Genomic DNA, 22,741 nt, shown 5'->3' with positions numbered 1-22,741 from the left:
CCCGCACGGGGCCACCGCAGCCAACAGGCCGGTGGCCCTTTTTCCTGGGCGAGAATCCCTGGTTCCCGTCTGTGTATCTCCCGGAGATTGCCGCGATGCAAAGCCTCTTGCTGCTGGTGGACCGCATATCCACGTGGCTTGGCCAGCTGTTCGCCTGGTTGATCGTCAGCCTGACGCTGATGATCACCTGGGAAGTGTTCTCGCGCTACGCGCTCAACAACCCGCACGACTGGGCGCTGGACGCGCAGGTCATGATGTACGGGACCCTGTTCATGATGGCCGGCGCCTACACGCTCAGCAAGAACGGGCACGTGCGCGGCGACGTGCTCTACAGCTTCTTCCGCCCGCGCACGCAAGCCGCGTGGGACCTGCTCCTCTATTTCCTCTTCTTCCTGCCGGGTGTGGTGGCGCTCACCTACGCCGGCTGGATCTTCGCCAACGAATCGCTGGCCATCCGCGAGAGCACCTTCAGTGCCACGCCGCTGCCGCTGTACCCGTTCAAGTTCGCCATTCCCATCGCCGGCGGCATGCTGCTGCTGCAGGGCATCGTGGAGATCGTGCGCTGCATCGCCTGCATCCGCGACGGCGAGTGGCCTTCCCGTGAACAAGACGTCGAAGAGGTCGACGTCGACAAACTCAAGGCCATGGTGCACGTGAAGGACGAAGACATCGCCCAGCTCGACAAGTTCGTGGTCAAGCAGGAGGCCGCCAAGTGAAGATCCGCAAGGAACTCTGGTTCGGCTTCATCATCATGGGGCTGATCATCGCGGGCACCGCGACGATGCTGCTCTCGGCCGACAAGATCACCAACGGCCACCTCGGCCTGATGATGCTGGGCCTGGTCGTCGTGGCCATCATGCTGGGCTTCCCCACGGCCTTCACGCTGATGGGCATGGGCATGATCTTCACGTGGATCGCCTACGAGGAGAACACCTCCAAGACGCTCACGCTGATGGTGCAGAGCGCCTTCAAGGTGATGGGCAACGACGTGCTCATCTCGATCCCGCTGTTCGTGTTCATGGGCTACCTCGTCGAACGCGCCAACCTGATCGAGAAGCTCTTCAAGAGCCTGCACCTGGCGATGGCGCGCGTGCCCGGCAGCCTGGCCGTGGCCACGCTCTTCACCTGCGCGGTCTTCGCCACGGCCACCGGCATCGTGGGCGCGGTGGTCACGCTGATGGGCCTGCTGGCGCTGCCGCAGATGCTGCGCGGCGGCTACGACGTGCGCGTCTCGGCCGGTGCCATCACGGCCGGCGGCTGCCTGGGCATCCTGATCCCGCCCAGCGTGATGCTCATCGTCTACGGCGCCACGGCCGGTGTCTCGGTGGTGCAGCTCTACGCCGGGGCGTTTTTCCCCGGCATCATGCTGGCCGGTCTGTACGTGCTGTACGTGATCATCCTGGCCAAGCTCAAGCCGGCGCTGATGCCACCGCTGTCGGCCGCCGAGCGTTTCGTGCCGCTGCCGCCGATGACCGAGCCCATCGCGCAGCACATCGGCAACAACGCGCTGCCGGCGCTGCTGCGCGCCCTGAAGGGCCACCGCAACGTGGCCGTGCCCACCGGCTACATCGTCAAGCAGCTCTTCGTTGCGCTGCTGCCGGCGCTGCTGTTCGCGGCCGTGGCCGGGCTGAGCTGGCATGTCAACACGGCCCCGCCCAGCGCGGAAGCGCAAGCCGATGCCGCGCGCACCGATGCCACGGCTGCATCAGACGGCGGCCTGCAATCGCCGGGCGGTCTGGCCGAACCTGCCGCCGAAGGTGGGCTGAAGGAGCCACCGGCCGAAGGCGGTGGCTTGAAGGAACCGCCCGCAGAAGGCGGCGGCGATCTGAAGGAGCCTCCTGCAGAAGGTGGCGTCAAGGAGCCACCGGCCGAAGGCGGTGTGAAGGAGCCGCCGGCCGAGGGTGGCGTCAAGGAACCGCCCGCTGAAGGAGGTGTGAAGGAACCGCCGGCCGCCGGTGAAGGCGCCTCGGCCGCCGCGGCCGAGACGGGTGGCGGCGTGCAAGAGCCCCCGGGCGCTGCCACGGCCGATGCCGCGCAGCCGGTCAGCACGGAGCGCACGCCGCCCACGCGCGGCTGGTACATCGGCACCGCCGTCGGCGCGCTGGCGCTGGTGGGTTTCTATGCGCTGCTGAGCTTCCAGCGCCTGGAAATCTTCAAGATGCTGCTGAGCAGCTTCTTCCCGCTGCTGGTGCTCATCCTGGCGGTGCTGGGCAGCATCGTGTTGGGCCTGGCCACGCCCACCGAGGCGGCGGCGGTGGGCGCCTTCGGCGGCTTCCTGCTCGCCGTGGCCTACCGGCAGTTCAACATGACGGTGCTGAAGGAAAGCGTCTTCCTCACGGCCAAGACCAGCGCCATGGTGTGCTGGCTGTTCGTGGGCAGCGCCATCTTCTCGGCGGCGTTCGCGCTGCTGGGCGGGCAGGAACTGGTCGAGCGCTGGGTCATGTCGATGAACCTGAGCAAGACCGAGTTCCTGATCTTGAGCCAGGTGATCATCTTCATCCTGGGCTGGCCGCTGGAGTGGACCGAGATCATCGTGATCTTCATGCCCATCTTCATCCCGCTGCTCGACAACTTCGGCGTCGACCCGCTGTTCTTCGGCCTGCTGGTGGCGCTGAACCTGCAGACGGCCTTCCTGAGCCCGCCGGTGGCGATGGCGGCCTTCTACCTGAAGGGCGTGAGCCCGCCGCACGTCACGCTGAACCAGATCTTCGCGGGCATGCTGCCCTTCATGGGCATCCAGGTGCTGGCCATCGTGCTGCTGTACAACTTCCCGGCCATCGGCATGTGGCTGCCCGAGGTGCTGTACAAGTGATGCAAGGCGGGGGGCGGCGAGCCCCTCGCGATGCGCAGACACCAAAGAAAAGGGGCCGCAGATGCGGCCCCTTTTTTGTGTCAGGTGAAGGCGTTCAGCGCGCGAAGCTGCGGCCGAAGGCGAACACCGAGTTCGGCGCCGTGGTGCGCGGCGGCTTCACCACCGGCGGCGTGGCGATGGCGCGGCGAACCGGCTTCACTTCCACCGTGGCGCCCTGCGCCTTCTGCTCGTCCACCAGGCCTTGCAGCGTGATGGTGGCCATGTGCTGCAGCATCGTGGCATTCAGGCGCTGCCACAGGGCCTGGCTCAGGCCGTCGGCGGCGGCTTCGGCTTCGGTGCTTTCCATCGGGTCGTCCACGGCCGAGACGATGTCGGCCACGGTGATCTCGACGGCAGGGCGGCCCAGGGTGTAGCCACCGCCAGGGCCGCGGGTGCTTTCGACGATGCCATCACGCCGCAGCCGGCTGAAGAGCTGCTCCAGGTAAGACAACGACACCTGCTGGCGTGCGCTGATCGTCGCCAGCGCCACGGGGCCGGCGGCCTCCCGCAGGGCGAGGTCGATGAGAGCGTTGACGGCAAAACGGCCTTTGGTGCTCATGCGCATGCTGAATCTCCTTGCAGTGGGCGTCGTCCATCGACGCACACAGGCAATGTAGGGACATCCAATGCCTCCGTAAATTCGAACTTTAGACAACGTCAGTTCGATAAACTCGAAGCATGAACTTCAAGCACCTGCACTACTTCTGGGTCACGGCCAAGGCCGGCGGCATCATGAAGGCCAGCGAACAGCTGCACCTGACGCCGCAGACGCTGTCCGGGCAGATCAAGCTGCTGGAAGACCGCCTGGGCCGCCAGCTCTTCCGCAAGGCCGGCCGCAAGCTGGAGCTCACCGACGACGGCCGCATCGCGCTGCGTTACGCCGACGAGATCTTCGCCCTCGGCCACGAGCTGGAAAACGAACTGCGGGCGCAACGCCGCGCTGGCAAGCCTGTGCAGGATTTTCGCGTCGGCATTGCCGATGCGCTGGCCAAGACCGTGGCCTACCGGCTGCTGGAGCCGGCGCTGCACCTGGCCGACCCGGTGCGCCTGATCTGCGTGGAAGGCCAGTTCAACGACCTGATGGCGCAGCTGGCGCTGCACAAGCTGGACCTCGTCATCACCGACGAGCCTCTGACCAGCCGCCTCAGCGTGAAGGCCTTCAACCACCCGCTGGGTTCGTCGGCCATGTCCTTCTACGCCTCGCCCGGGCTGCGCGCCCGTCTGCAGGGGCCCTTTCCAGCCTGCTTGAACGACGCGCCCATGCTCGTGCCCGGCGGCACCTCGTCGGTGCGGCCGCAGTTCGAGGCCTGGCTCACGCGCCACGACCTGCACCCGCGCGTGGTCGGCGAGTTCAACGACGGCGCGCTGATGAAGGCCTTCGGCCGCGAAGGCGGTGGCGTCTTCCTCTCGCCCAGCGTCTGCGAGCAGGAGACCGCAGAGCAGTACGGCGTGGAGATCATCGGCCGCAGCAGCGAGATCAGCGAACACTTCTTCGCTGTCTCGGCCGAGCGGCGCATCACCCACCCCGCGGTAGCGGCCATCACCAACGCGGCGCGCGTCGAGCTCTTCACCTGAACCGTGGGTGCACGTGGCTCCGCAGCCGGCAGCGCCGCCGCTATCCTCGCCGCCGTGCAAGACACCCCCCTGCTGCTGCAACTGACCGGCGCGCCCAGCGTGGTGACCGCGCCCGGCGCACGGCCCTTGCCCTTGGCCCCGCCCGACGCCTTGATGCTGGCCTGGCTGGCGCTGGAAGGCCCCACATCGCGCGAGCGCCTGGCCGCGCTGCTGTGGCCGGGCAGCGAAACCGAGGCAGCGCGCAACGCCATGCGTCAGCGGCTCTTCCGGCTGCGCAAGCAAATCGGGCGCGACGCCGCCACCGGCACCGCCACCCTGGCCCTGGCCCCCGACGTCCGGCACGACCTGGACACCGCCACCGGCCTGCTCGGCGACCTGCGCCTGCCGGAGGCTCCAGAAATCGACACCTGGCTGGAAGGCCGCCGCGCCGCGCGCCGGGCTGCGGCCCGCCAGGGCGAAGAAGCGCGCATCGAAGCGCTGGAAGCCGCCGGCGACGTGGCCGCCGCGCTGCCGCTGGCGCTGGCGCTGCTCGAGCGCGACCCGCTGTCGGAAGACGCGCACCGGCGCGTGATGCGCCTGCACTACCTGCGCGGCGACCGCGCCGCCGCGCTGCTGGCCTTCGACCGCTGCGAGCAGATGCTCAAGCACGAAGTGGGCGCGGCACCGGCCGCCGCCACGCTGGCGCTGCTGGCCACCATCGAGCAGTCGGGCACGGTGGCGCACAGCGAGCGCGTGCGCAGCGCCCCGCCGGCGGCCGTGCTGCGCCCGCCGCGGCTGGTGGGGCGCGACACCGAACTGGCCGCGCTGCAGCGGGGCTTGGGCGCCGGCGAGGTGGTGGTCGTGATCGGCGAGGCGGGCATGGGCAAATCGCGCCTGCTGCAGGCCCTGGCCGGCATGCGCCCCGGCGTGCTGCACAGCAGCGGCCGCCCCGGTGATGCGCTGGTGCCCTACGCCACGCTCGCGCGGGCGCTGCGCCAGGTGCTCGACCGCGACCCCGCCGCCGCCGACCCCGCGCTGCGCCGTGCCCTGGCACCCCTGCTGCCCGAGCTGGCCGAGGCCGCCGAGCCGCTGCCGCCCACGCAGCAGCCGCTGGCGCAGCCGGTGCTGGCGCTGCTGCAACGCGCCCGGCGCAGCATCGACACCCTGGTGCTGGACGACCTGCATTTCGCCGATGCCGCCACGCTCGAGCTCTTGCAGGGCCTGGTGGCAGCGCCGCGCGACCTGGTGGCTGCCCGTGGCGACAGCCTGCCGCGCTGCTGCCTGGGGCTGCGGCCGGCGGCCACGGGCACGCCGCTCTCGGGTTTGCTGCTGGCACTGGCCGCGGCCGGGCCGCACACCCGGCTGCCGCTGCAGCCGCTGTCCGAAGCCGCGATGGCCGAGTTCGTCGACTCTCTGGGCTTGCCGGGCGTCTCAGGCGCTGCGCTGGCCCCGGTGCTGTGCCAGCGCACCGGCGGCAACCCGCTCTTCGCGCTGGAGACTTTGAAGCTGGCCTGGAGCGACGGCAGCCTGGGCACCCTGGCCGCGCCGGGCGTGGCCGAACAGCTGCCGCGACCCGACACGCTGGCGCAGTTGATCGGCCAGCAGCTGGCGCGCCTGTCGGCCCCGGCGCTGCAACTGGCGCGCGTGGCGGCCGTGGCCGGCGTCGACTTCAGCATCGCTCTGGCCGCCCACCTGCTGGGCCGCAGCGTGCTCGACCTGGCCGACCCCTGGGCCGAACTGGAAGCCCAGCAGGTGCTGCGCGGCGAATCCTTCGCGCACGACCTGGTGCACGACGCCGTGCTGCAGGGTCTGCCCGAAGTGATCGCTCGCCATCTGCACGGCCAAACGGCGGCATGGCTGGAAACCCAGACCGCCGACACGCACGCCGCCGACCCCGCCCGCGTGGCCGCCCACTGGGAAGCCGCCGGCCAGCGCGCTCGCGCCCTGCCGGCGCTGCGCACTGCGGCCGAACTCGCGCACCGCTCGCTGCGCGAGAACGAACGCATCGGCTTCCTGCTGCGCGCTGCCGACATCGCCGAGGCCGCCGAACGCCCCGACGAGGCTTTCGACCTGCTGCGCGATGCCATCGAGGGCCACATGAACACCCTCCGCCAGGCCGACGGCCTGCCGTTGGTCGACCGCCTGCAAGCCCTGGCCCGCACGCCGCTGCAGCAGGCCCTGGCCGCCGGCGACCGCGCCTGGTACAGCGCGGTGCTGGGCGATTTCGACACCGCCATCGAGCAGGGCAGCGCTGCGCTGGCGCTGGCCGAGCCGCTGGGCAACGAAGCCCTGCTCACACTGCTGCGCCAGCGCCTGGGCACGGCGCTGAGCCTCACCGGCCGCTTCGAGGAAGCACTGCCCCACATGCGCGCCGCCGAGCAGGGCATCGGCCTGCTGGCCGCGCCCGAGGTGGCCGCCGAGTTCCACGGCAACCTCGCCGTGGTGTTGAGCAACCTCGGGCGGCCGCTGGACGCGCAGCCCCACTACGAACGCTGTGTCTCGATCAGCCGCGATGTTGGTGATCACTCCCAACTCGCCACCAACCTGGCGAACTACGCGAGCAGTTGCCTGGACGCCGGCGACCTGGCGCTGGCCACCGCGCAGATTGCCCAGGCGCAGCGCATCGTCAGCACCTACGAACTGGACGGCAGCAGCGCGGGCTACATCGCCACGCTGCAGGCGCAGTGCGAGCGCGGCGCCGGGCGTTACGCCACGGCGCTGGAGTGGTGCCGGCGCGCCGAAGACATCATCTCCGAGCGCAACCCTTCGCGCGTGCCGGTGGCGCGGCTGCCGCTGGCGCAGGTGTGGCTGGAACTCGGCCAGCACGCGCGCGCGCAACAGGTGCTGGGCGGCGAGGCGCTGGCCGCCGCGCGGCGCATGCCGGCGCGTTACGCGGTGCGCTGGCTGGTGCTGCTGGCCCGCCTGCAGCGGCGCTTGCGGCTCGACCCCAGCGCGCTGCTGGCCGAGGCCGCCACCCTGGCGCCGGCCGATGGCTGGCCCGAACTGCGGCTGATCGTGCGCACCGAGCAGGCCCTGGCCGAAGGCCCGGCCGAGTCCATCGCCCGGCTGCTGGCCGTGGCCGACGAGGCGCAAGGCCTCAGCCTGCACGGTGCGGAACTCGGCGCACTGCTGCACGCCGCGCAGCGCGTGCGCGAGCCCGCGCAGGCGCTGTCACTGGCCCGGCGGGCCACCGCCCGGGCCAGCGGCACCGAGGCGCTGCATGCCGACCGCGCCCTGCGCTACACCGCCCCGGCCCTGGCCTGGCTGTGTGGCGGGCGCAGGGCCGAGGCCCAGGCACTGTGGGACGAAGGCCGGGCCTGGCTGCGCACGACGGCAGCCGCGCACGTGCCGGCCGAGTTTGCCGACAGCTTCCTGCACCAGCACCCGCTGCACCGCGAGTTGCTGGGGCCGCTGCCCGGCGCGGCCGGATAAGGGGCAGCACCCCCCGGGCTTGCGTGGGCCGGCAGCGTGACAGCCCCAGGCCGTGAGCCGCCGCGGGGCGTAACGGGTGCGTAACGGGTGGAGGCCTACAACCTCGACATGGCAGCCCGAGCAGGGCGCCGAGCCAGGTCAGACCCACAAGAGCCGAGGAGCCCGCCCATGATCGCCAAGCCCACCCCCCGCCCCGATTTCGCCGACACCCTCAGCGTCGCAGACGGCCCGTGGGCCTGGTCGAGCCTGGGCCGTGCCGAAGGCAGCGATGCCCGCGAGCTGATGGCCAGCGTCGACGCCGCCGACCGCCACCTGCTGCGCCTGGTGCTGTGCGCCGCCGCCGCCACCCTGGTGCTGGCCCTGGCCACCAGCCTCGGAGCCTGAGCCCAGGAACCGTTCAACCCGCCGCCGGCGCGCTGCGCGTGGCAGGCGCCTTGGGCGCCGGGCGCGCGTAGTCGGCGGGCACGCGCATCAGGGCCGGGTCGGGCTCGCCCCGCTTCAGGTTCTTCAGCCGGTAGTTCACTTCCCCGCTGCGCGGGTCGAAGTCCCGGGTCTGCAAGGTCAGCATCAGCTCTGGCGAGGTCCACACCTCGCGCAGGATCTGGATGGGCTTCTCGTTGCCCACCTTCCCCGCCTCGATGACCCAGCTGCTGCGCTCGCCATGGGCGCGCAGGCCCTCGATGTCGCGCGCCGGCAGCGCCTGCACCGTCGCCGGGCCGCGCGGCGCCAGCACCTGGGCGCGCCACTGCACCCCCGGTGGCGGCGTCGGCACCTCGAGCCCTGGTGCCGCTTCCTGCGACAGCCGGATCACCTGCACCTCGCGGCGGGTTTCGCCCGGTGCGCTCCTCAGCGTGCGCTCGATCACCACCGGCTGTGCGGCGCCCGGCGGGGGCGGGGGCAGCGGCGGCAAGGGCGCCCCCGCGGCACCGGCTTCGCTGGCGGCCTGGCGAGCGCGGCTGGCCACGTTGCGCGCCCAATCGCGAAGCCGCTCGGCGTGGTCGGCCACCAGCGCCGACTCCACGGCAATGGCATGGCCGCCGCCCACGGGCCGGGCCGTCTTGCGCTCGGGGTCGAGCAGCCAGCTCTCACGTGCCACGGGGTCGCGCAGGTAGACCAGCGTGCGGCCGCCGCGGCCGATCTCCTGCCGTGTGCGGCCTTCGCCGTCGCGGCACAGCTGGGTGCTGACGCGGCGTGTCACGCGGTTGGGCGCGCCGCCCTGGCCATCGGCCAGCCATTGCACCGTCTCCTGCTCGGCCTCGGCACAGTAGGGCGCGCCCTTGACCACACGCTCGCCGCCGGCGGCGCCGGTGACGAAGTTGACCGCGCCCTCGCCGATGAACACCGGGGCATCCAGCCCCGCCTGCGCCAGCAGGCCCGGCACGGCGGGGGGTGGCGGCGCAGCCGGCGGCAGCGGCGGCAGGGTGCTGGCCAGCGCCGCACCGGCCAGGCAGGACAACAGGAACGAACAGGGCTTCTTCATGGCGGGTCCTCAGGCAGGGATTCGGGTTTCGGGGTTCAGGATTCGAGAGCTCGTCAGTTCAGCAAGCGCACCGCCAGCACTTCGCCGGACGGGTGCAGCAAGAGCTCGGCTCGCACGGCCTCGCCGGCCCGCGAGGGGTCGAAGGGCAGGCCCAGGGTGGCCAGCCGCTCACGCTGCAGCTCGGTGCTGACCAGCCAGGCCGGCGTGTCGCTCTGCGGCCAGTGCTGTGGTGGCGCCACGGCCACGAAGCCGCTGTCTTGCAGGGCCTCGTCGACCAGGGGCGGGTTCACCGCCGGCCGCATCACCAGCAGCAATGCCGTGCCCACGAGCACGGTGGCGAAAGCCGCCGCCGGCGCGCGCGGGCCGGCGGCCCAGACACGCTGCCACCAGGGCCGGGGGGCCATCGCCGCACGCAGCTGCCGCAGCAGCCGGGGCGGCGGCTGACGGCCCTGCAGCTCGGCACCGGCCTCGCGCAGCACCTCGGCCAGCGGGCGTGGGGGCGGGCGGGCCGGGCCGTCGCGGGGGTCGGAAGGAAGGGCGCTCATGGCGGGCTCCTGCCGTCGGCGCCGAGCAGCGCCGCCAGCTTCAGGCGCGCCCGGTGCAGCCGGGTGCGCAGGGTGTTGATCTCGCAGCCGGCGATGTGCGCGGCTTCGGCATAGGGGCGTTCCTGCAGGTCCACCAGCACCAGCGCCTCGCGCATCGGTGCCGGCAAGCTGCGCAGCGCGGCCCAGAGTTCGGCGCTGTCCTGCACGCGCACCAGCAGGGTCTCGGGCGAGGGCGCCGTGCCCGCCAGCGGCAGGCCGGCGCGCTCGCCCGGGGCACCGCCGGGCTCGTCGGGGCCGGGCTCCAGGCTGTCTTCCAGGCGCTGGCTGCGCCACAGCGCCTGCAGGTGGTGCCGCGCCACGCCGGCCAGGTAGGCGCCCAGGCTGCCACGGCCGGCGTCGTAGCCCTGGGGCCGCGTCGCCAGCGCGATGAAGGCCTCCTGCGTGGCATCGGCCGCCGAGGCCGCGTTGCCGCTGAGCGCCAGCGCGTAGCGGTAGACCGGGCCGCTCTCGCGGCGGTAGAGCTCGTCCAGTGCCGCGCTGTCGCCCGCGGCCAGCTGCGCCAAGAGGGCCGGCACGTCGGCCACGGCGGTACTTGCGGCGCGACGGCGGGGTTGGAAGGGCACGAAGGGCAGCATCGCGGTGTCTCTGCCTGCTATTGGCGCGGCGGCGCCGAAAAGTTCCCGCGGCGGCCCATCGTCGTGAGATGCACCCTGTCACGCCGCCTGTGCGCCGCGTCGTGCGCCCCTGGCGGCCCCGGGGCCGCTGCGTACAGTGCACAGCATCCGAGCCCCCCGCCCGACCCGACCATGAATCCCCCCTCCCCCTGGCCCGACCGCTGGCAGCGCTTTTCTTCCGGGGCCGTGCGGGCCTTCCACGCCTACGGCACCTGGCTCGTGGGCATCAGCTGGCGTCGCTTCATCGTGCTGGCGCTGGCGCTCATCGTGGTGATGGCCATCGTGCACGACTCGCCCCCCTTCACCTGGCGCTTCACGCGGACCGTGGAAGTGCGCCCGCCCAGCGTGGTGGTGATGCCCCCCGCGGCCCCACGCGCCCCGGCCGCGCCGAAGCCGCGTGAACCGAAATCCCCCGGCGACCTGGGTGACGTGCAGATCAGCATCGGCGAGGACGGCGTGCGCATCACGCGCAAGCCTTCGGCCGCTGCATCGGCCGCTTCGGCCTCGGCGGCCGCCTCGGCCGCAGCTGGCGCGTCGGTGGACATCCGCATCCCCCCCGGGCAGATCAGCGACGCCATCCGCCAGGCCGTGGAAGAAGCCCGCCGCGACATCGAGGAGGCCGCGCGCGAAGCCCGTGAAGAAGCGGCGCAAGCCGAGCGCGACGCCGAGCAGGCCCGCCGCGACGCCGAAAGCGCCCTGGCCGACCTGGTGCGCGAGCGCACCGGCCCGCGCTTCGAGGAGCACGAGACGCGCGTGGGCATCGGCGACTTCCTGATGCAACTCACGCTGCTGTGGGTGCTGGGCTCGGCGGTGCTGAAGTTCACCTACAAGGGCCGCATGCAGGCCGAGGTGAAGGCCGCCCAGGCCACCGAGACGGCCGAGGCCGAGGCGCTCAAGCGCCAGGTGGTGGAGGCGCGCATGGCGGCGATGCAGGCCCAGGTGGAGCCGCACTTCCTGTTCAACACCCTGGCCAGCATCGACCACCTGATCGAGACCGACCCGGCCCGCGCCAGCCAGATGCAGAAGAACCTGATCGCGCTGCTGCGCGCCAGCATGCCCACGATGCGCGAGGCCAACGGCGACGGCATGAGCGGCGTGCGCGACCTGGGCCGCGAACTGGCTGTCATCCGCCCCTACCTCGAGATCCTGAAAGTGCGCATGGAAGAGCGCCTGGCCACCGACATCCAGGTGCCCGACGGCCTGCTCTCGGCCGAGTTCCCGCCGATGATGATCCAGACCCTGGTGGAAAACGCCATCAAGCACGGCCTGGAACCCAAGGCCGAAGGCGGCACGCTCCAGCTCAAGGCCGAGATCGTGCATGGCCGGCTGCAGGTGACGGTGGCCGACACCGGCCTGGGCTTCGGCAAGGCCGCCACGGCGGGCACCGGCGTGGGCCTGGCCAACATCCGCGAACGGCTGCAGCTGCTCTACGGCCCCAAGGCCAGCCTCACCGTGGCCGCCAACCAACCCAACGGCACCGTCGTCACCATCACCGTGCCCTACAAGGCCGTGGAAGGGAGCTTTGCATGAACCCCACCGCGCAACCCGGCGCCTTCAGCGCGCTGGACGATGAAGCCATCCATGCGTTCACGCCGGCCCCGGGCCGCCGCGGCGCGGCACCGCCAGCGCCGCCGGCCCTGCCCGTGCGCCGGCGGCGGCTGTGGCCCTGGCTGCTGCTGCTCGGGCTGGCGCTGGTGGCGGCGCTGCTGCTGACGGGCGTGGCGCTCGTGCTCGACAACCTCGTCGAGCCCGGGCTGACTGCCAGCTGGCACCTGGGCCACGGCGACATCGAGAACGACGGCCTGGGCACGCTGCTGCTGGTGTTGGGCGCGCTGTTCGCCGGCGGCACGGCCGCGGTGCTGGCCACGGCGGCGGGCCTGCTGGCGGTGCTGCTGCTGATGCCCTTGGGCCTGGCCATCGGCCTGCTCGGGGCCGCCTTGGGCGTGGCGGCGGTGATGCTCGCGGTGCTGGCCGGGCTGGTGGCGCTGCTGCTGCCGTTGTGGCTGCCGCTGCTGCTCTTGTGGCTGCTGCTGCGCCAGCGCCAACCGGCGCCCGCCACCCCCCGCTAGGATGTCCGCATGAACACGCCCACGCCCCTGACGAATGCACCGCGCGCGGTGCTGGCCGACGACGAACGCCTGATGCGCGAACAGCTGCGCGCCCGCCTCGCCGAGGTGTGGCCCGAGCTGCAGATCGTGGCCGAAGCCCGCAACGGCCTGGAGGCCGTGCAGCTGGTAAACGAGCACCGGCCCGAGATCGTCTTCCTCGACATCCGCATGCCCGGCCTGACGGGCGTGGAAGCCGCGCGCCAGATCACGCAGCTGCCACCGCGCGCCGGCGAAGACGACGAGCTGCTGCCAGAGATCGTCTTCATCACCGCCTACGACCAGTACGCCGTGGAAGCCTTCGAGCAGGGCGTGGCCGACTACGTGCTCAAGCCCGCCGAACGCGAGCGCCTGCAGGTGACGGTGCAGCGCATCCAGCAGCGCCTGGCCGCGCGCAACGCGCCGGCCGGCACGGTGGACGCGCCGCCGGGGCCGAACATGCAGCAGTTGCTGCACCAGCTCAGCGCGCGCCTGAACCCCGGCGGCACGCCCAACTACCTGCAGTGGATCCAGGCCACGGTAGGCCAGGCCATCCAGATGATCCCGGTGGACGAGGTGCTCTTCTTCATCAGCGACGAGAAGTACACCCGCGTGCAGACGGCGCAGGTGGAAGCGCTGATCAGGAAGCCCATCAAGGAACTGGTGGACGAGGTCGACCCGCGGGTTTTCTGGCAGATCCACCGCAGCACGCTGGTGAACGTGAAGGCGATTGCGGGCGTCACGCGCGATTTCCGCGGGCGCCAGATCGTCAGCGTCAAAGGCCACGGCGAGAAGCTGGAAGTCAGCCGCAGCTACACAGGGCTGTTCAAGGGAATGTGAATTCCCGCAGCCCGCGGCGTCGGGCGGCGCGCTGCGGCGCAGGCGCCCGACGGCAGCCGGCAGTCCGACTGAACCCCACGGGCACGGGGGAGCGGCCCCCCATTTCGTGCGGATTCGCACGGCCCGGGCGCCGGCGCGCCGCACGAACGTCACCAGGTGTGGCCGCCCGCCCCAGCGGCCGGGCGCCCGCCGGGTTGCAGCTTGTGTCGCGCGGCGACACATCTGAAGCATCTGCTCGCAAACAGCCACCCGCTGTCACGGAGAAACGCTGCGTGGCCCGCTAACTTCTGACGCAGCGGTGGGACCACGCCCCAGGTCTGATGGCACCGCAACGCCTCGCCCACTTTGCCTGCCGCTGCGACCATGCTCCTTGCTGCCACCCAACCCGCCCAGATGCGCTTCGATTTCGCCCGCCGCACCTTTGGCCGCAGCACCGCCGGCTGGGTGGTGCGCGAAGAAGCCATCATGGGCACCGCCATCCGCGTGGAGCTGTGGGCCGAAGACCGGCGCCAGGGCGAAGCCGCCGCCGCTGCCGTGATGGACGAGATGCACCGCATCGACCGCACCTACAGCCCGCACAAGGCCGGCAGCGAGCTGAGCCGCATCAATCGCGAGGCCGGCACGCGCGCCGTGCCGCTGTCTGAAGAAACCTGCGGCCTGGTGGAACGCGCGCTGGCCTTCTCGCGCCTGACCGACGGCGCCTTCGACATCAGCTACGCCGCTGCCGGCCGCCTCTACGACTACCGCCAGCGCCAGCGCCCCACGGCCGAGGCCCTGGCCGCCGCGCGTGCAGCGGTGGGCTGGCAGCACCTGCTGCTGGACAGCACCGCACGCACCTTGCGCTTTGGCCGCGAGGGCATGTGCATCGACCTCGGCGGCTTCGCCAAGGGCCACGCGGTGGACCGCGCCGCCGCCGCGCTGCGCCAGCGCGGCGTGCAGCACGCCTATGTGGCCGCCGGCGGCGACAGCCGCGTCATCGGCAGCCGCCGCGACACCAACGCCCAGGGCGTGACCGAACAACGCCCCTGGACGGTCGCCATCCGCGACCCGCGCCGGGCCGGCGAGGTGGTGGCCGTGTTGCCGCTGGAAGACTGCTCGGTCTCGACCTCGGGCGACTACGAGCGCTACTTCGACGACGGCGCCGAGCGTGTGCACCACCTCCTCGACCCCGCCACCGGCCGCAGCCCCCAGCACGTGCACAGCGTCACCGTGATCTCGGCCGATGGCCTGACGAGCGAGGCCTTGTCCAAGGCCGTGTTCGTGATGGGCGTCGAACGCGGCCTTGCTCTCGTCAACAGCCTGCAGGGCGTGGACGCCGTGGTGGTGGACGCGTCGGGCGCGCTGCACGCCTCGGCCGGCCTGCTGCACGGCGGCCCTGCCGCACCCGTCACCCGTCAATGAGCCTGGCGGCCCGCCGCGGCCGCACCCAGTGCATCCACCGAAGGGGAGGAACCCACGATGAACACCAAGACCTTGTTTTGTGCCGCCATGGCCACGCTGCTGGCGGCGTGCTCGGGCGGCGGTGGCAGCGGCGACAGCGCCGACACCCTCACCGTCAACGGCGACGTGCCGCTGGTCTACGTCAAGCGCGCCACCTCGCTGGGCATGAACCCCACCGACGGCACCAACAGCGCCCCCGGCGGCGACCTCATGCTGCGCGACAAGAGCAGCCCCACGGCCACCGAGCACAACCTCACCGCGCGCTTCACCGCGGGCGTGGGCGATGCCAGCGACCCCGAGGTCAGCTACGACGGCAAGAAGGTCGTCTTCGCGCTGAGGTGCCCCACGGCCAACACCGCCACCGTCGACGGCACGCCCGGCGGCGCGAGGGCCTGCACCGGCCGCTGGAACATCTGGGAGTACGACATGAGCGCGGCCCCGGCCGGCAAGCTCAACGAAGGCGTGTTCCGCCGCCTCACCGCCAGCACCAGCGACGACGATGTCGACCCGGTCTACCTGCCCGCGGGCCGCGGGATCATCTTCGCCAGCAACCGCCAGGCCAAGAGCAGCCGCAACCAGGCCCTGGGCCGCGCCTACTTCGCCGCCGACGAGTACGAGCGCGAGCGCGTGCTCAACCTGCACAGCATGAGCGCCACGGGCGCAGGCGTGCAGCAGATCACCTTCAACCAGAGCCACGACCGCAACCCCGTCATCCGCCCTGACGGCACCATCATGTTCAGCCGCTGGGAGCACGTGGGTGACCGCAACCGCTTCGCGGTGTTCAAGGCCAAGCCCGACGGCACCGACCTCTTCGTGCTGTACGGCGCGCACAGCCCCGGCAACAGCTACCTGCACCCGCGCGACATGGACCCGCGCGGCCCCAACAAGGGCCAGGTGCTGAGCTCGCTGATGCCGCTCTCCGGCACGCAGGAGGGCGGCTCCATGCACCTCATCAACGCCGCCAACTACAGCGAGTTCAACACCCCGGCCAACACCACGGTGGCCGCCACGGGCGGGCAGGTGGAGATCACCGGCAATGCGCTGAGCGACGGCCGCGCCCTGGCCCTGGGCGGCCGCGCCACCACGCCCTACCCGCTGTGGGACGGCACCGAGCGCGTGCTGGTGGCCTGGCGGCCGTGTGCCGTCACGCGCAACGGCGTGGTGGTCTCGTGCACCACGCTCACCGACGACGAGAAGGCGATGCTCGCCGACACCAACCGCACGATGGCCGTGCGCGCCACCGACAGCGTGCGCGACAACGCCCCGGCAGCCTACGGCATCTGGATGTACGACCCGACGCAGCGCACCTGGCTCATCGTGGCCGCGCCGCCGGCCGGCTTCATGTACACCGACCCCATCGCGCTGCAGGCCCGGCCCGAGCCCAACGTGGTGGAACCCACCACCGTCGACCCCGCGCTGGCCGCGCGCGACCTGGCGCTCATCGAGGTGCGCAGCGTCTACGACACCGACGGCCTGAACCGCATGGCCGAGCAGATGTTCACCTCGGCCGACCGCCCCGAGGGCTGCACCACCAGCATCCCGCTCACGCGTCCGGCCGACCCCATGGACACGCGCGCCCAGGTGGCCGACCTCGGCCGCATGAAGAACCCTGCCGACGCCGCCTACCGCTGCGCCCCGGCGCGCTGGGTGCGCGCCATCCGCGCCGTGGCGCCGCCTTCGGGCTCGATGGGCCTGCGCCTGGCCATCGGCGAGACCGATTTCGAGCAGCAGCAGATCCTGGGCTACGCGCCGGTGGAGCCTGATGGCAGCTTCAAGCTGCAGGTGCCGGCCGACGTGCCGCTGGCGCTGAGCATCGTCGACGCCGAAGGCCGCGCCATCCAGACGCACACCAACTGGATCCAGGTGCGCCCGGGCGAGCGCCGCACCTGCGACGGCTGCCACAGCCCGCGCCGCGGCGCCGCGCTCAACGCCGGGACCGTGGTCAACACGCTGCCTGAAGGCCTGGTGCGCGCCCTGGCCGCCCAGCACCAGAGCGGCGAGACCCTGGCCAGCCTGCGCACGCGGCTGAACCCGGCCGCGCTCAGCCTGCAGGCCGACGCCGTGTTCACCGACGCCTGGGCCGACACCGCCCGCGCCGGCGTCACCGCGCTGCCCGCCGTCAGCCTGCGCTACACCGGCAACCCCACGGCCACCGACGACCTGGCCACGCCGGCCCCGGTCAACGGCGTCATCAACTACCCCGAGCACATCCAGCCGCTGTGGACCCGCGCCCGCGGCCCGGCGGGCGCCCACACCTGCACCGCCTGCCACGCCGACGCCACCAAGCTCGACCTGCGCGGCACGGTGGGTGGCAGCGGCCGGCTCACGTCCTACGAAGAGCTGCTGATCGGCGACCCCGTCATCGGCGCCGACGGCCGGCCCGTGGTGCGGGTGCGCGAAGGCGTGCCCGAGCTCGTGCGCGGCGCGCCGCTGGTGGAAACCAGTTCGGGTGCGGCGAACAGCGCCGGTCAGGCGCGCAAGAGCCGCCTGACAGAGATCCTGTGGGGACAGACCCTGCTGGCCGGCAGCGCCGCCCGCACCGCCCACCCCAACCCACCGGCCACCGTCACCACCGGCACCGGCGAGACGGCCGTCACCATCACCATTCCCGACCACGCCACCCTGCTGAACAAGGCCGAAAAACGCCTGCTGGCCGAGTGGATGGACCTGGGCGGCCAGTACTACAACGACCCCTTCGATGCCAGCAACGGCGTGCGCAGCGTGGCGCAACTCAGCCAGGCCACCTTCCTGCAGCAGGTACAACCGGTGCTGCGCGCCAGCTGCGCCGGCTGCCACCAGGCGGGCCTGGGCAATCCGCGCAACCGCTTCGTGCTCACGGGCAGCGAAGAAGGCGATTTCAACGTGACGCTGACGATGGTGAACGACACCTGCAACCCCGCCGCCAACCCGCTGCTGAGCCGGCCCTCCACAGTGCCGCACCCGGCCGGTGAGCTGACACAGACCACCGCACTGCTGCCGGTGGGCAGCACCGCCTACACGCAGATCGCCAGCTGGATCGGGCGCGGCTGCACCACCGCCACCCCGTCTGCGGGCAAGGCCGCCCGATGAACCCTCGCGCGATCTTCGGCGCAGCGCTGGCCACGGGGGCCGCGCTGCTGGTGGCCTGCGGCGGTGGCGGCGCGCTGGACAACCCGCCCAACCTGGCCAACCCACCGGGTGTCAGCGGCCAGAAGCTGTCTTTCGCCTATTTCCAGCGCTGCGTGAACCCGGTGCTGAACCAGCCCCTGCCCGTCACCTTGAACGGCAGCACCTCGCTCAACACCTGCGCTTCGGCCGGCTGCCACGACAACAGCACGGGGACGGGCGGTGCACTGCGCCTGCTCGGCCAGGCCACCGCAGTGGACACGGCCACGCTCAGCGCCGACGCCATCCGCGCCACCGACATGTACAAGAACTACTACTCATCGCTCGGCGAAAGCGTCGTCGGCGCGCCCGACCAGAGCCGTATGCTCAACAAGCCGCTGGTGCGCGGCGTGCTGCACGGCGGTGGGTTGATCTTCGAGAACACCAGCAGCCGCGAAGCCCAGCTCATCCGCTACTGGATCAGCCGGCCCATGCCGCAGGGCCAGGACGAGTTTAGCGCCGCAGCCAACACCATGTTCAACCCCGCCACTGGCGCCTGCAACACAGAATGAAAGCCGCGCCTTGCCTCTTGCCGACCTGACCCCGCTGCGCCGCGCCGGGCTGCGCGCCGCCGCTTTGCTGCTGGCGGGTGTGGGCGCTGCGCTCCCGCTGGCCGCGCAGACCACCGCCCCGGCAGCTGCCACTCCAAGTGCGCTGACAGCGCCGGCCGCCGCCAGCCCCGCCGTGCGCCCCGGCGACCCCCTGCTGGCCGAGCGCCTGCAGGTGGCCGAGCCCTTCCTGGAGATGCACACCGGCCCCGGCCGCGGCTACCCGGTGTTCTTCGTCGTCGAGAAGTCGCAGTGGGTGGTGGTGGAGCTGCGCCGCACCGACTGGTACCGCGTGCGCGCCGAAGGCGGGCAGGTGGGCTGGGTGCCGCGCCAGGCGCTGGCCAGCACGCTCACGGCCGCCGGCAGCACCAAGACCTTCCGCGACCTGATGCTCGACGACTACCTCAAGCGCCGCGTCGAATTCAGCGGCGGCTGGGGCCGCTTCCGCGGCGAACCCATGCTGCGCCTGGGCCTGCAGGCGCGCGTGGCCGACACCGTGGGCGTGGAGCTCGTCGTCGGGCAGGTGCAGGGCCTGTTCTCGGGCACCGATTTCTGGCACGTGAGCCTGGTCTCCGAACCCTGGAGCGACCGCCGCTGGTCGCCGTACTTCTCGGTCGGCCTGGGCAAGTTCCGCAACATCCCTAACAGCAGCCTGGTGGACGCCACGCCGGTGGACGCCAACCTCGCCCAGGCCAGCCTGGGCCTGCGCTGGCACATCAGCGAACGCTTCGTCGCGCGGCTCGACTGGACGCTGCACACCGCCTTCGTCTCCGACACCCGCAGCACCGAGTACCGCAGCATCACCGCGGGCCTGGGCTTCTACTTCTGAACGGCGCACCCTGGCGCACACCCACCATGCACCGCACCCCCGTCCTTCTTGCCGCAGCCCTGTTGGCCACCAGCGGCGCCAGCGCGCAAAGCAACACGGCCCCGCCCGAAGGCCCCGGCCAGGTGATCGTGCCGCAGGTCGAGCGGCGTGACGTGCGCCTGCCCAAGTTCGCCTCGCGCGACATCTCGCTGGGCCTGTTCACCGGCACCTACGCCACGCAGAACTTCGGCACCAGTTCCGTCAGCGGCGTGCGGCTGGGGTACCACGTCACCGAAGACATCTTCGTCGAGGCCACCTACGCCAGCACGAAGGTGAGTGACGAAGACTTCCGCCAGATCTTCCCCAACGGCGGCATCTTCCCCACGCCTACGCAGCGCCTGAGCTACTACAACGTGGTGGCCGGCTACAACGTGCTGCCGGGCGAGGTGTTCTTCGGCCGCCGCCACGCCAAGCTCTCGCAGGGCTACCTGCTGGCCGGCGTGGGCAGCACCGATTTCGCGGGCCAGAAGCGCCAGACCATCACCGCCGGCTTCGGGCTGCGCGTGATCTTCACCGACTGGTTCGCCGTGCAGGCCGACGTGCGCGACCACATCTACTCGCTCGACCTGCTGGGCAAGCGCCGCAACACCAACAACCTGGAGGTCACCGCCGGCCTCACGGTCTACTTCTGAAGGCCCGCGCCATGCGCCTGAACGCCTTGTTGTCTGCCCTGCTGCTGGGCGCCGCCCTGGCCGCACCGGCTGCGGCCACGCCCACGCCGCAGAGCCACGCCCCCGACTTCACCCTCAAGGGCACCGACGGCCGCAACCTGCGCCTGCAAGAGCAGCGCGGGCAGGTGGTGCTGGTGAACTTCTGGGCCACCTGGTGCGGCCCCTGCCGCCAGGAGATGCCGCACCTGAACCGCCTGTACGACAAGTACCGCAGCGGCGGCTTCACGCTGCTGGCCGTGAACATCGACGACGACCCGCGCACCGCCGTGGCCACGGCCGCCAAGATGGGCCTGCGTTTCCCGGTGCTGCTGGACACCGACAAGGCCGTGAGCAAGCGCTACGACCTGGGCAGCATGCCGGCCACCGTGCTCATCGACCGCGACGGCAAGGTGCGCTACCTGCACCGCGGCTACCGCGAGGGCATGGAGGTGGCGTACGAGCAGCAGATCCGCGAACTGGTGAAGGAATGAACATGGCCCGCGCTCTGCTGCTCATCCCTGCCCTGTTGACCTTGGCCGTGCTGCAAGGCTGCGCTGCCCCGCAGCCTTGGGTGAAGCCCTATGAACGCGAAAAGCTCGCCGACCCGGTGATGCAGTGGTCGCGTCAGTCTTTGGCCGACAAGCACCGCGAACACATCCACTCGGTGCGCGAAGGCGCGCGCGGCGCCACCGGCGTGCAGGGCGGCGGCTGTGGCTGCAATTGAAATGCTGCGCCGCCTTTTCACCGCGCTGCGCGGGCTGCTGAAGGCCGCGCTCGGCGGCGCCGTGGCCACGGGTGCGGCGCAAGCCGCCACGCTGCCGGAGAACAAGGCCGAGGCGATGTACCACGTCTACGACGGCGGCGGCGTCAAGGCCACGGGCCCGGCGCTGCTGGTGCGCAAGAGCATCGCCGACCGGGTTTCGCTCTCGGCGCAGTACTACGTGGATGCGGTGAGCAACGCCAGCATCGACGTGGTCACCACCGCCAGCCCCTTCAAGGAAAAGCGCACCGCCTGGGACTTCAGCGCCGACACCGTGGTGCGCGACTCCACGGTCTCGCTCAGCCTCTCGCGCAGCACCGAGCCCGACTACATCGCCGAAGGTGTGGGCGTGGACGTCTCGCACGAGGTCTTCGGCGGCATGACCACCATCAGCCTGGGCACCACGCGCAGCCGCGACCTGGTGGGCAAGAAGGGCGAGCAGGGCTGGATCGACCAGGCCAGCCACTGGCAATACCGCGCCGGCATCACGCAGATCCTCACCCCGCGTTGGCTGGTGAGCGTGAACGCCGAGGCGGTGTCCGACAGCGGCTACCTCGGCAGCCCCTACCGCGCCGCGCGCGTGTTCGGCGCCGCCGTGCCCGAACGCAACCCGCGCACGCGCAGCAGCCGCGCGGTGAAGCTGCGCAGCCTGTACGACACGGGCGAACTGGTGGCCGGCAGTTCGTTGCGCGCCGAGTACCGCCGCTTCTGGGACAACTGGGACATCAGCGCCAGCACCACCGAAGTGGGCTGGGCCCAGCACGTGGCGCGCGGCTGGCTGGTGGATGCCTCGTTCCGCTGGTACTCGCAAGGCAAGGCGCTTTTCTACAGCGACAACGCGCAGCGCGAGACCGTCTACGTCTCGCGCAACCGGCAGCTCAGCACCTTCAAGAGCACGGCCCTGGGCCTGCGCGCCAGCTACACCTGGCCCGGCCTGCCGCCGGGCTACGACGTGAAGTTCATCGGCGCCTACGAGCGCAAGAGCTTCAAGTTCGCCGACTTCACCGACCTGCGCAGCGGCCAGCCCTATGCCTACAGCGCCAACGTGCTGCAGCTGACCGTGCAAGCCACCTTCTGAGATTGCCGAGAAAGATGCCCGCCATGACCCCGCGTCTGCTCTCCTTGCTGGCCCTCCTGGGGGCCGGTGTGCTGGCCCTCGTGTTCGCTCTCGTGGCGGCGCTGCCGGCGCTGGCCCAGGGCACCGCGCCCGCCGCGGCAGCGGCACCCGCACCGGCGCCGGTGTCCGCACCGGCCTCGGCGCCAACCGCCTCATCCGCAGCCGTCGCCCCGACGGCCGAAGCAGCCTCGGCGCCTGCCGCAGCTGCCTCAGCCCCCGCCCCCACGCCCGCCGCACTGGACACCCGCGTGCAGCAGCTCAAGGCCGACGTCATCCGCCTCAACCGCGACCTGCTGGTGCTGGAAGAAGAGCTGCTCTTCCCCGCCGGCACGCAGGTGGCGCTGTTCGTGAGCATGGACGTGGGCAGGCTCTTCGAGCTGGAATCGGTGCAGATCAAGCTCGACGACAAGCTCGTGGCCACCCACCTCTACACGCCGCTGGAGGTGCAGGCCCTGCACCGCGGCGGCGTGCAGCGCGTCTTCGTGGGCAACCTGCGCGGCGGCAAACACCGCGTCGACGCCTTCTTCACCGGCCGCGGCCCGCACGAGCGCGACTACAAGCGCGCCACCACGCTGGAGTTCGAGAAGGGCACCGAGCCGCGCTACATCGAGCTGCGCATCAAGGACACGCAGGCCAAGCTGCAGCCCGAGTTCGAGGTCAAGGTCTGGTGAACAAGTCCCCCCCCGAAGCGACTGCGTCGCTCCCCCCCAGGGGGGCACCGCCAGCGGCCCGGCGAAGCCGGTTCCGCGGCGGT

21 protein-coding genes are annotated in these 22,741 nt (G+C 71.5%); 17 read left to right on the top strand and 4 right to left on the bottom strand.

Going from position 1 to position 22,741, the window contains the following annotated elements; genetic code table 11:
- Nucleotides 1-95 precede the first annotated feature (95 nt).
- Both EOE66_RS04045 and EOE66_RS04040 read left to right on the top strand, forming a co-directional pair.
- Complete coding sequence (locus EOE66_RS04045) at nt 96-716, top strand: TRAP transporter small permease subunit (RefSeq protein WP_128227364.1); 621 nt, start codon at nt 96-98, stop codon at nt 714-716.
- Nucleotides 713-2,812, top strand: coding sequence for a TRAP transporter large permease subunit (locus tag EOE66_RS04040; RefSeq protein ID WP_128227363.1), 2,100 nt, complete (start codon nt 713-715; stop codon nt 2,810-2,812). Before EOE66_RS04045 ends, EOE66_RS04040 begins: the two co-directional genes overlap by 4 nt.
- A 94-nt stretch (nt 2,813-2,906) precedes the next feature.
- On the opposite strand, the gene EOE66_RS04035 is transcribed toward EOE66_RS04040, so the two are convergent.
- Complete coding sequence (locus tag EOE66_RS04035; RefSeq protein ID WP_128227362.1) at nt 2,907-3,416, bottom strand: Rrf2 family transcriptional regulator; 510 nt, start codon at nt 3,414-3,416, stop codon at nt 2,907-2,909.
- 113 nt (nt 3,417-3,529) lie between these two features.
- On the opposite strand from EOE66_RS04035, the gene nhaR reads away from it, so the two are divergent.
- The 3 genes from nhaR (at nt 3,530) to EOE66_RS04020 (ending at nt 8,221) form a co-directional block, all read left to right on the top strand.
- On the top strand, nt 3,530-4,426 hold the full coding sequence (gene nhaR, locus EOE66_RS04030; protein WP_128227361.1) for a transcriptional activator NhaR: 897 nt from the start codon (nt 3,530-3,532) through the stop codon (nt 4,424-4,426).
- Nucleotides 4,427-4,480: 54 nt separating this feature from the next.
- Nucleotides 4,481-7,837, top strand: coding sequence for an ATP-binding protein (locus EOE66_RS04025; RefSeq protein WP_128227360.1), 3,357 nt, complete (start codon nt 4,481-4,483; stop codon nt 7,835-7,837).
- Between the two features lie 168 nt (nt 7,838-8,005).
- Nucleotides 8,006-8,221, top strand: coding sequence for a hypothetical protein (locus EOE66_RS04020; RefSeq protein WP_128227359.1), 216 nt, complete (start codon nt 8,006-8,008; stop codon nt 8,219-8,221).
- A 13-nt stretch (nt 8,222-8,234) separates the two neighbouring features.
- Here EOE66_RS04020 and EOE66_RS04015 read toward each other — a convergent pair whose 3' ends face one another.
- The 3 genes from EOE66_RS04015 to EOE66_RS04005 are packed head-to-tail and all read right to left on the bottom strand — an operon-like array spanning nt 8,235 to nt 10,497.
- Nucleotides 8,235-9,317 carry a hypothetical protein gene (locus tag EOE66_RS04015; RefSeq protein ID WP_128227358.1) on the bottom strand — a complete coding sequence of 361 codons (1,083 nt, stop codon included), beginning with the start codon at nt 9,315-9,317 and terminating at the stop codon, nt 8,235-8,237.
- Between the two features lie 53 nt (nt 9,318-9,370).
- Nucleotides 9,371-9,862, bottom strand: coding sequence for a hypothetical protein (locus EOE66_RS04010; RefSeq protein ID WP_128227357.1), 492 nt, complete (start codon nt 9,860-9,862; stop codon nt 9,371-9,373).
- Nucleotides 9,859-10,497 (bottom strand): RNA polymerase sigma factor, encoded by a 639-nt coding sequence (locus tag EOE66_RS04005; protein WP_128227356.1) that lies wholly within the window; start codon nt 10,495-10,497, stop codon nt 9,859-9,861. The genes EOE66_RS04010 and EOE66_RS04005 overlap by 4 nt, the downstream gene beginning before the upstream one ends.
- 171 nt (nt 10,498-10,668) lie before the next feature.
- On the opposite strand from EOE66_RS04005, the gene EOE66_RS04000 reads away from it, so the two are divergent.
- The 12 genes from EOE66_RS04000 (at nt 10,669) to EOE66_RS03945 (ending at nt 22,658) form a co-directional block, all read left to right on the top strand.
- Nucleotides 10,669-12,066, top strand: a complete 1,398-nt coding sequence (locus tag EOE66_RS04000) for a sensor histidine kinase (protein ID WP_128227355.1) — start codon at nt 10,669-10,671, stop codon at nt 12,064-12,066.
- Nucleotides 12,063-12,605 carry a hypothetical protein gene (locus tag EOE66_RS03995; protein WP_128227354.1) on the top strand — a complete coding sequence of 181 codons (543 nt, stop codon included), beginning with the start codon at nt 12,063-12,065 and terminating at the stop codon, nt 12,603-12,605. Before EOE66_RS04000 ends, EOE66_RS03995 begins: the two co-directional genes overlap by 4 nt.
- A gap of 9 nt (nt 12,606-12,614) precedes the next feature.
- On the top strand, nt 12,615-13,460 hold the full coding sequence (locus EOE66_RS03990) for a LytR/AlgR family response regulator transcription factor (protein ID WP_128227353.1): 846 nt from the start codon (nt 12,615-12,617) through the stop codon (nt 13,458-13,460).
- A gap of 363 nt (nt 13,461-13,823) precedes the next feature.
- Complete coding sequence (locus EOE66_RS03985; RefSeq protein WP_128227352.1) at nt 13,824-14,861, top strand: FAD:protein FMN transferase; 1,038 nt, start codon at nt 13,824-13,826, stop codon at nt 14,859-14,861.
- 57 nt (nt 14,862-14,918) lie between these two features.
- Complete coding sequence (locus EOE66_RS03980; RefSeq protein WP_128227351.1) at nt 14,919-17,969, top strand: HzsA-related protein; 3,051 nt, start codon at nt 14,919-14,921, stop codon at nt 17,967-17,969.
- A complete protein-coding gene (locus EOE66_RS03975; protein WP_128227350.1) occupies nt 17,966-18,556 on the top strand; it encodes a hypothetical protein in 591 nt (196 codons plus the stop codon). Before EOE66_RS03980 ends, EOE66_RS03975 begins: the two co-directional genes overlap by 4 nt.
- A 10-nt stretch (nt 18,557-18,566) precedes the next feature.
- Complete coding sequence (locus tag EOE66_RS03970; RefSeq protein WP_128227349.1) at nt 18,567-19,421, top strand: SH3 domain-containing protein; 855 nt, start codon at nt 18,567-18,569, stop codon at nt 19,419-19,421.
- 26 nt (nt 19,422-19,447) lie between these two features.
- Nucleotides 19,448-20,092, top strand: a complete 645-nt coding sequence (locus EOE66_RS03965) for an outer membrane beta-barrel domain-containing protein (RefSeq protein WP_128227348.1) — start codon at nt 19,448-19,450, stop codon at nt 20,090-20,092.
- Nucleotides 20,093-20,103: 11 nt separating this feature from the next.
- Nucleotides 20,104-20,601 carry a peroxiredoxin family protein gene (locus tag EOE66_RS03960; RefSeq protein WP_128227347.1) on the top strand — a complete coding sequence of 166 codons (498 nt, stop codon included), beginning with the start codon at nt 20,104-20,106 and terminating at the stop codon, nt 20,599-20,601.
- 2 nt (nt 20,602-20,603) lie between these two features.
- The gene (locus tag EOE66_RS03955) at nt 20,604-20,834 is read left to right on the top strand and encodes a DUF4266 domain-containing protein (RefSeq protein WP_205702617.1); all 231 of its coding nucleotides are present in this window, start codon (nt 20,604-20,606) and stop codon (nt 20,832-20,834) included.
- Nucleotide 20,835: 1 nt separating this feature from the next.
- Entirely contained in the window at nt 20,836-21,948 is a 1,113-nt protein-coding gene (locus EOE66_RS03950; RefSeq protein ID WP_245478887.1) for a DUF3570 domain-containing protein, read from the top strand.
- Nucleotides 21,949-21,971: 23 nt separating this feature from the next.
- The gene (locus EOE66_RS03945; RefSeq protein WP_245478886.1) at nt 21,972-22,658 is read left to right on the top strand and encodes an AraC family transcriptional regulator; all 687 of its coding nucleotides are present in this window, start codon (nt 21,972-21,974) and stop codon (nt 22,656-22,658) included.
- Nucleotides 22,659-22,741: the final 83 nt, after the last annotated feature.

The organism is Rubrivivax rivuli, assembly GCF_004016505.1.
Taxonomy (GTDB): Bacteria; Pseudomonadota; Gammaproteobacteria; order Burkholderiales; family Burkholderiaceae_C; genus Rubrivivax; species Rubrivivax rivuli.
The sequence above is the reverse complement of the archived record's forward strand: the minus strand, read 5'-3'. Positions and strand labels throughout refer to the sequence as shown.

What these genes read in the sequence shown, in the direction of transcription:
- EOE66_RS04045 (WP_128227364.1), top strand. Translation starts at nt 96, where the DNA reads ATGCAAAGCCTCTTGCTGCTGGTGGACCGCATATCCACGTGGCTTGGC.
- EOE66_RS04035 (WP_128227362.1), bottom strand. Translation starts at nt 3,416, where the DNA reads ATGCGCATGAGCACCAAAGGCCGTTTTGCCGTCAACGCTCTCATCGAC.
- nhaR (WP_128227361.1), top strand. Translation starts at nt 3,530, where the DNA reads ATGAACTTCAAGCACCTGCACTACTTCTGGGTCACGGCCAAGGCCGGC.
- EOE66_RS04020 (WP_128227359.1), top strand. Translation starts at nt 8,006, where the DNA reads ATGATCGCCAAGCCCACCCCCCGCCCCGATTTCGCCGACACCCTCAGC.
- EOE66_RS04015 (WP_128227358.1), bottom strand. Translation starts at nt 9,317, where the DNA reads ATGAAGAAGCCCTGTTCGTTCCTGTTGTCCTGCCTGGCCGGTGCGGCG.
- EOE66_RS04010 (WP_128227357.1), bottom strand. Translation starts at nt 9,862, where the DNA reads ATGAGCGCCCTTCCTTCCGACCCCCGCGACGGCCCGGCCCGCCCGCCC.
- EOE66_RS04005 (WP_128227356.1), bottom strand. Translation starts at nt 10,497, where the DNA reads ATGCTGCCCTTCGTGCCCTTCCAACCCCGCCGTCGCGCCGCAAGTACC.
- EOE66_RS04000 (WP_128227355.1), top strand. Translation starts at nt 10,669, where the DNA reads ATGAATCCCCCCTCCCCCTGGCCCGACCGCTGGCAGCGCTTTTCTTCC.
- EOE66_RS03995 (WP_128227354.1), top strand. Translation starts at nt 12,063, where the DNA reads ATGAACCCCACCGCGCAACCCGGCGCCTTCAGCGCGCTGGACGATGAA.
- EOE66_RS03990 (WP_128227353.1), top strand. Translation starts at nt 12,615, where the DNA reads ATGAACACGCCCACGCCCCTGACGAATGCACCGCGCGCGGTGCTGGCC.
- EOE66_RS03985 (WP_128227352.1), top strand. Translation starts at nt 13,824, where the DNA reads ATGCTCCTTGCTGCCACCCAACCCGCCCAGATGCGCTTCGATTTCGCC.
- EOE66_RS03980 (WP_128227351.1), top strand. Translation starts at nt 14,919, where the DNA reads ATGAACACCAAGACCTTGTTTTGTGCCGCCATGGCCACGCTGCTGGCG.
- EOE66_RS03975 (WP_128227350.1), top strand. Translation starts at nt 17,966, where the DNA reads ATGAACCCTCGCGCGATCTTCGGCGCAGCGCTGGCCACGGGGGCCGCG.
- EOE66_RS03965 (WP_128227348.1), top strand. Translation starts at nt 19,448, where the DNA reads ATGCACCGCACCCCCGTCCTTCTTGCCGCAGCCCTGTTGGCCACCAGC.
- EOE66_RS03960 (WP_128227347.1), top strand. Translation starts at nt 20,104, where the DNA reads ATGCGCCTGAACGCCTTGTTGTCTGCCCTGCTGCTGGGCGCCGCCCTG.
- EOE66_RS03955 (WP_205702617.1), top strand. Translation starts at nt 20,604, where the DNA reads ATGGCCCGCGCTCTGCTGCTCATCCCTGCCCTGTTGACCTTGGCCGTG.
- EOE66_RS03950 (WP_245478887.1), top strand. Translation starts at nt 20,836, where the DNA reads ATGCTGCGCCGCCTTTTCACCGCGCTGCGCGGGCTGCTGAAGGCCGCG.
- EOE66_RS03945 (WP_245478886.1), top strand. Translation starts at nt 21,972, where the DNA reads ATGACCCCGCGTCTGCTCTCCTTGCTGGCCCTCCTGGGGGCCGGTGTG.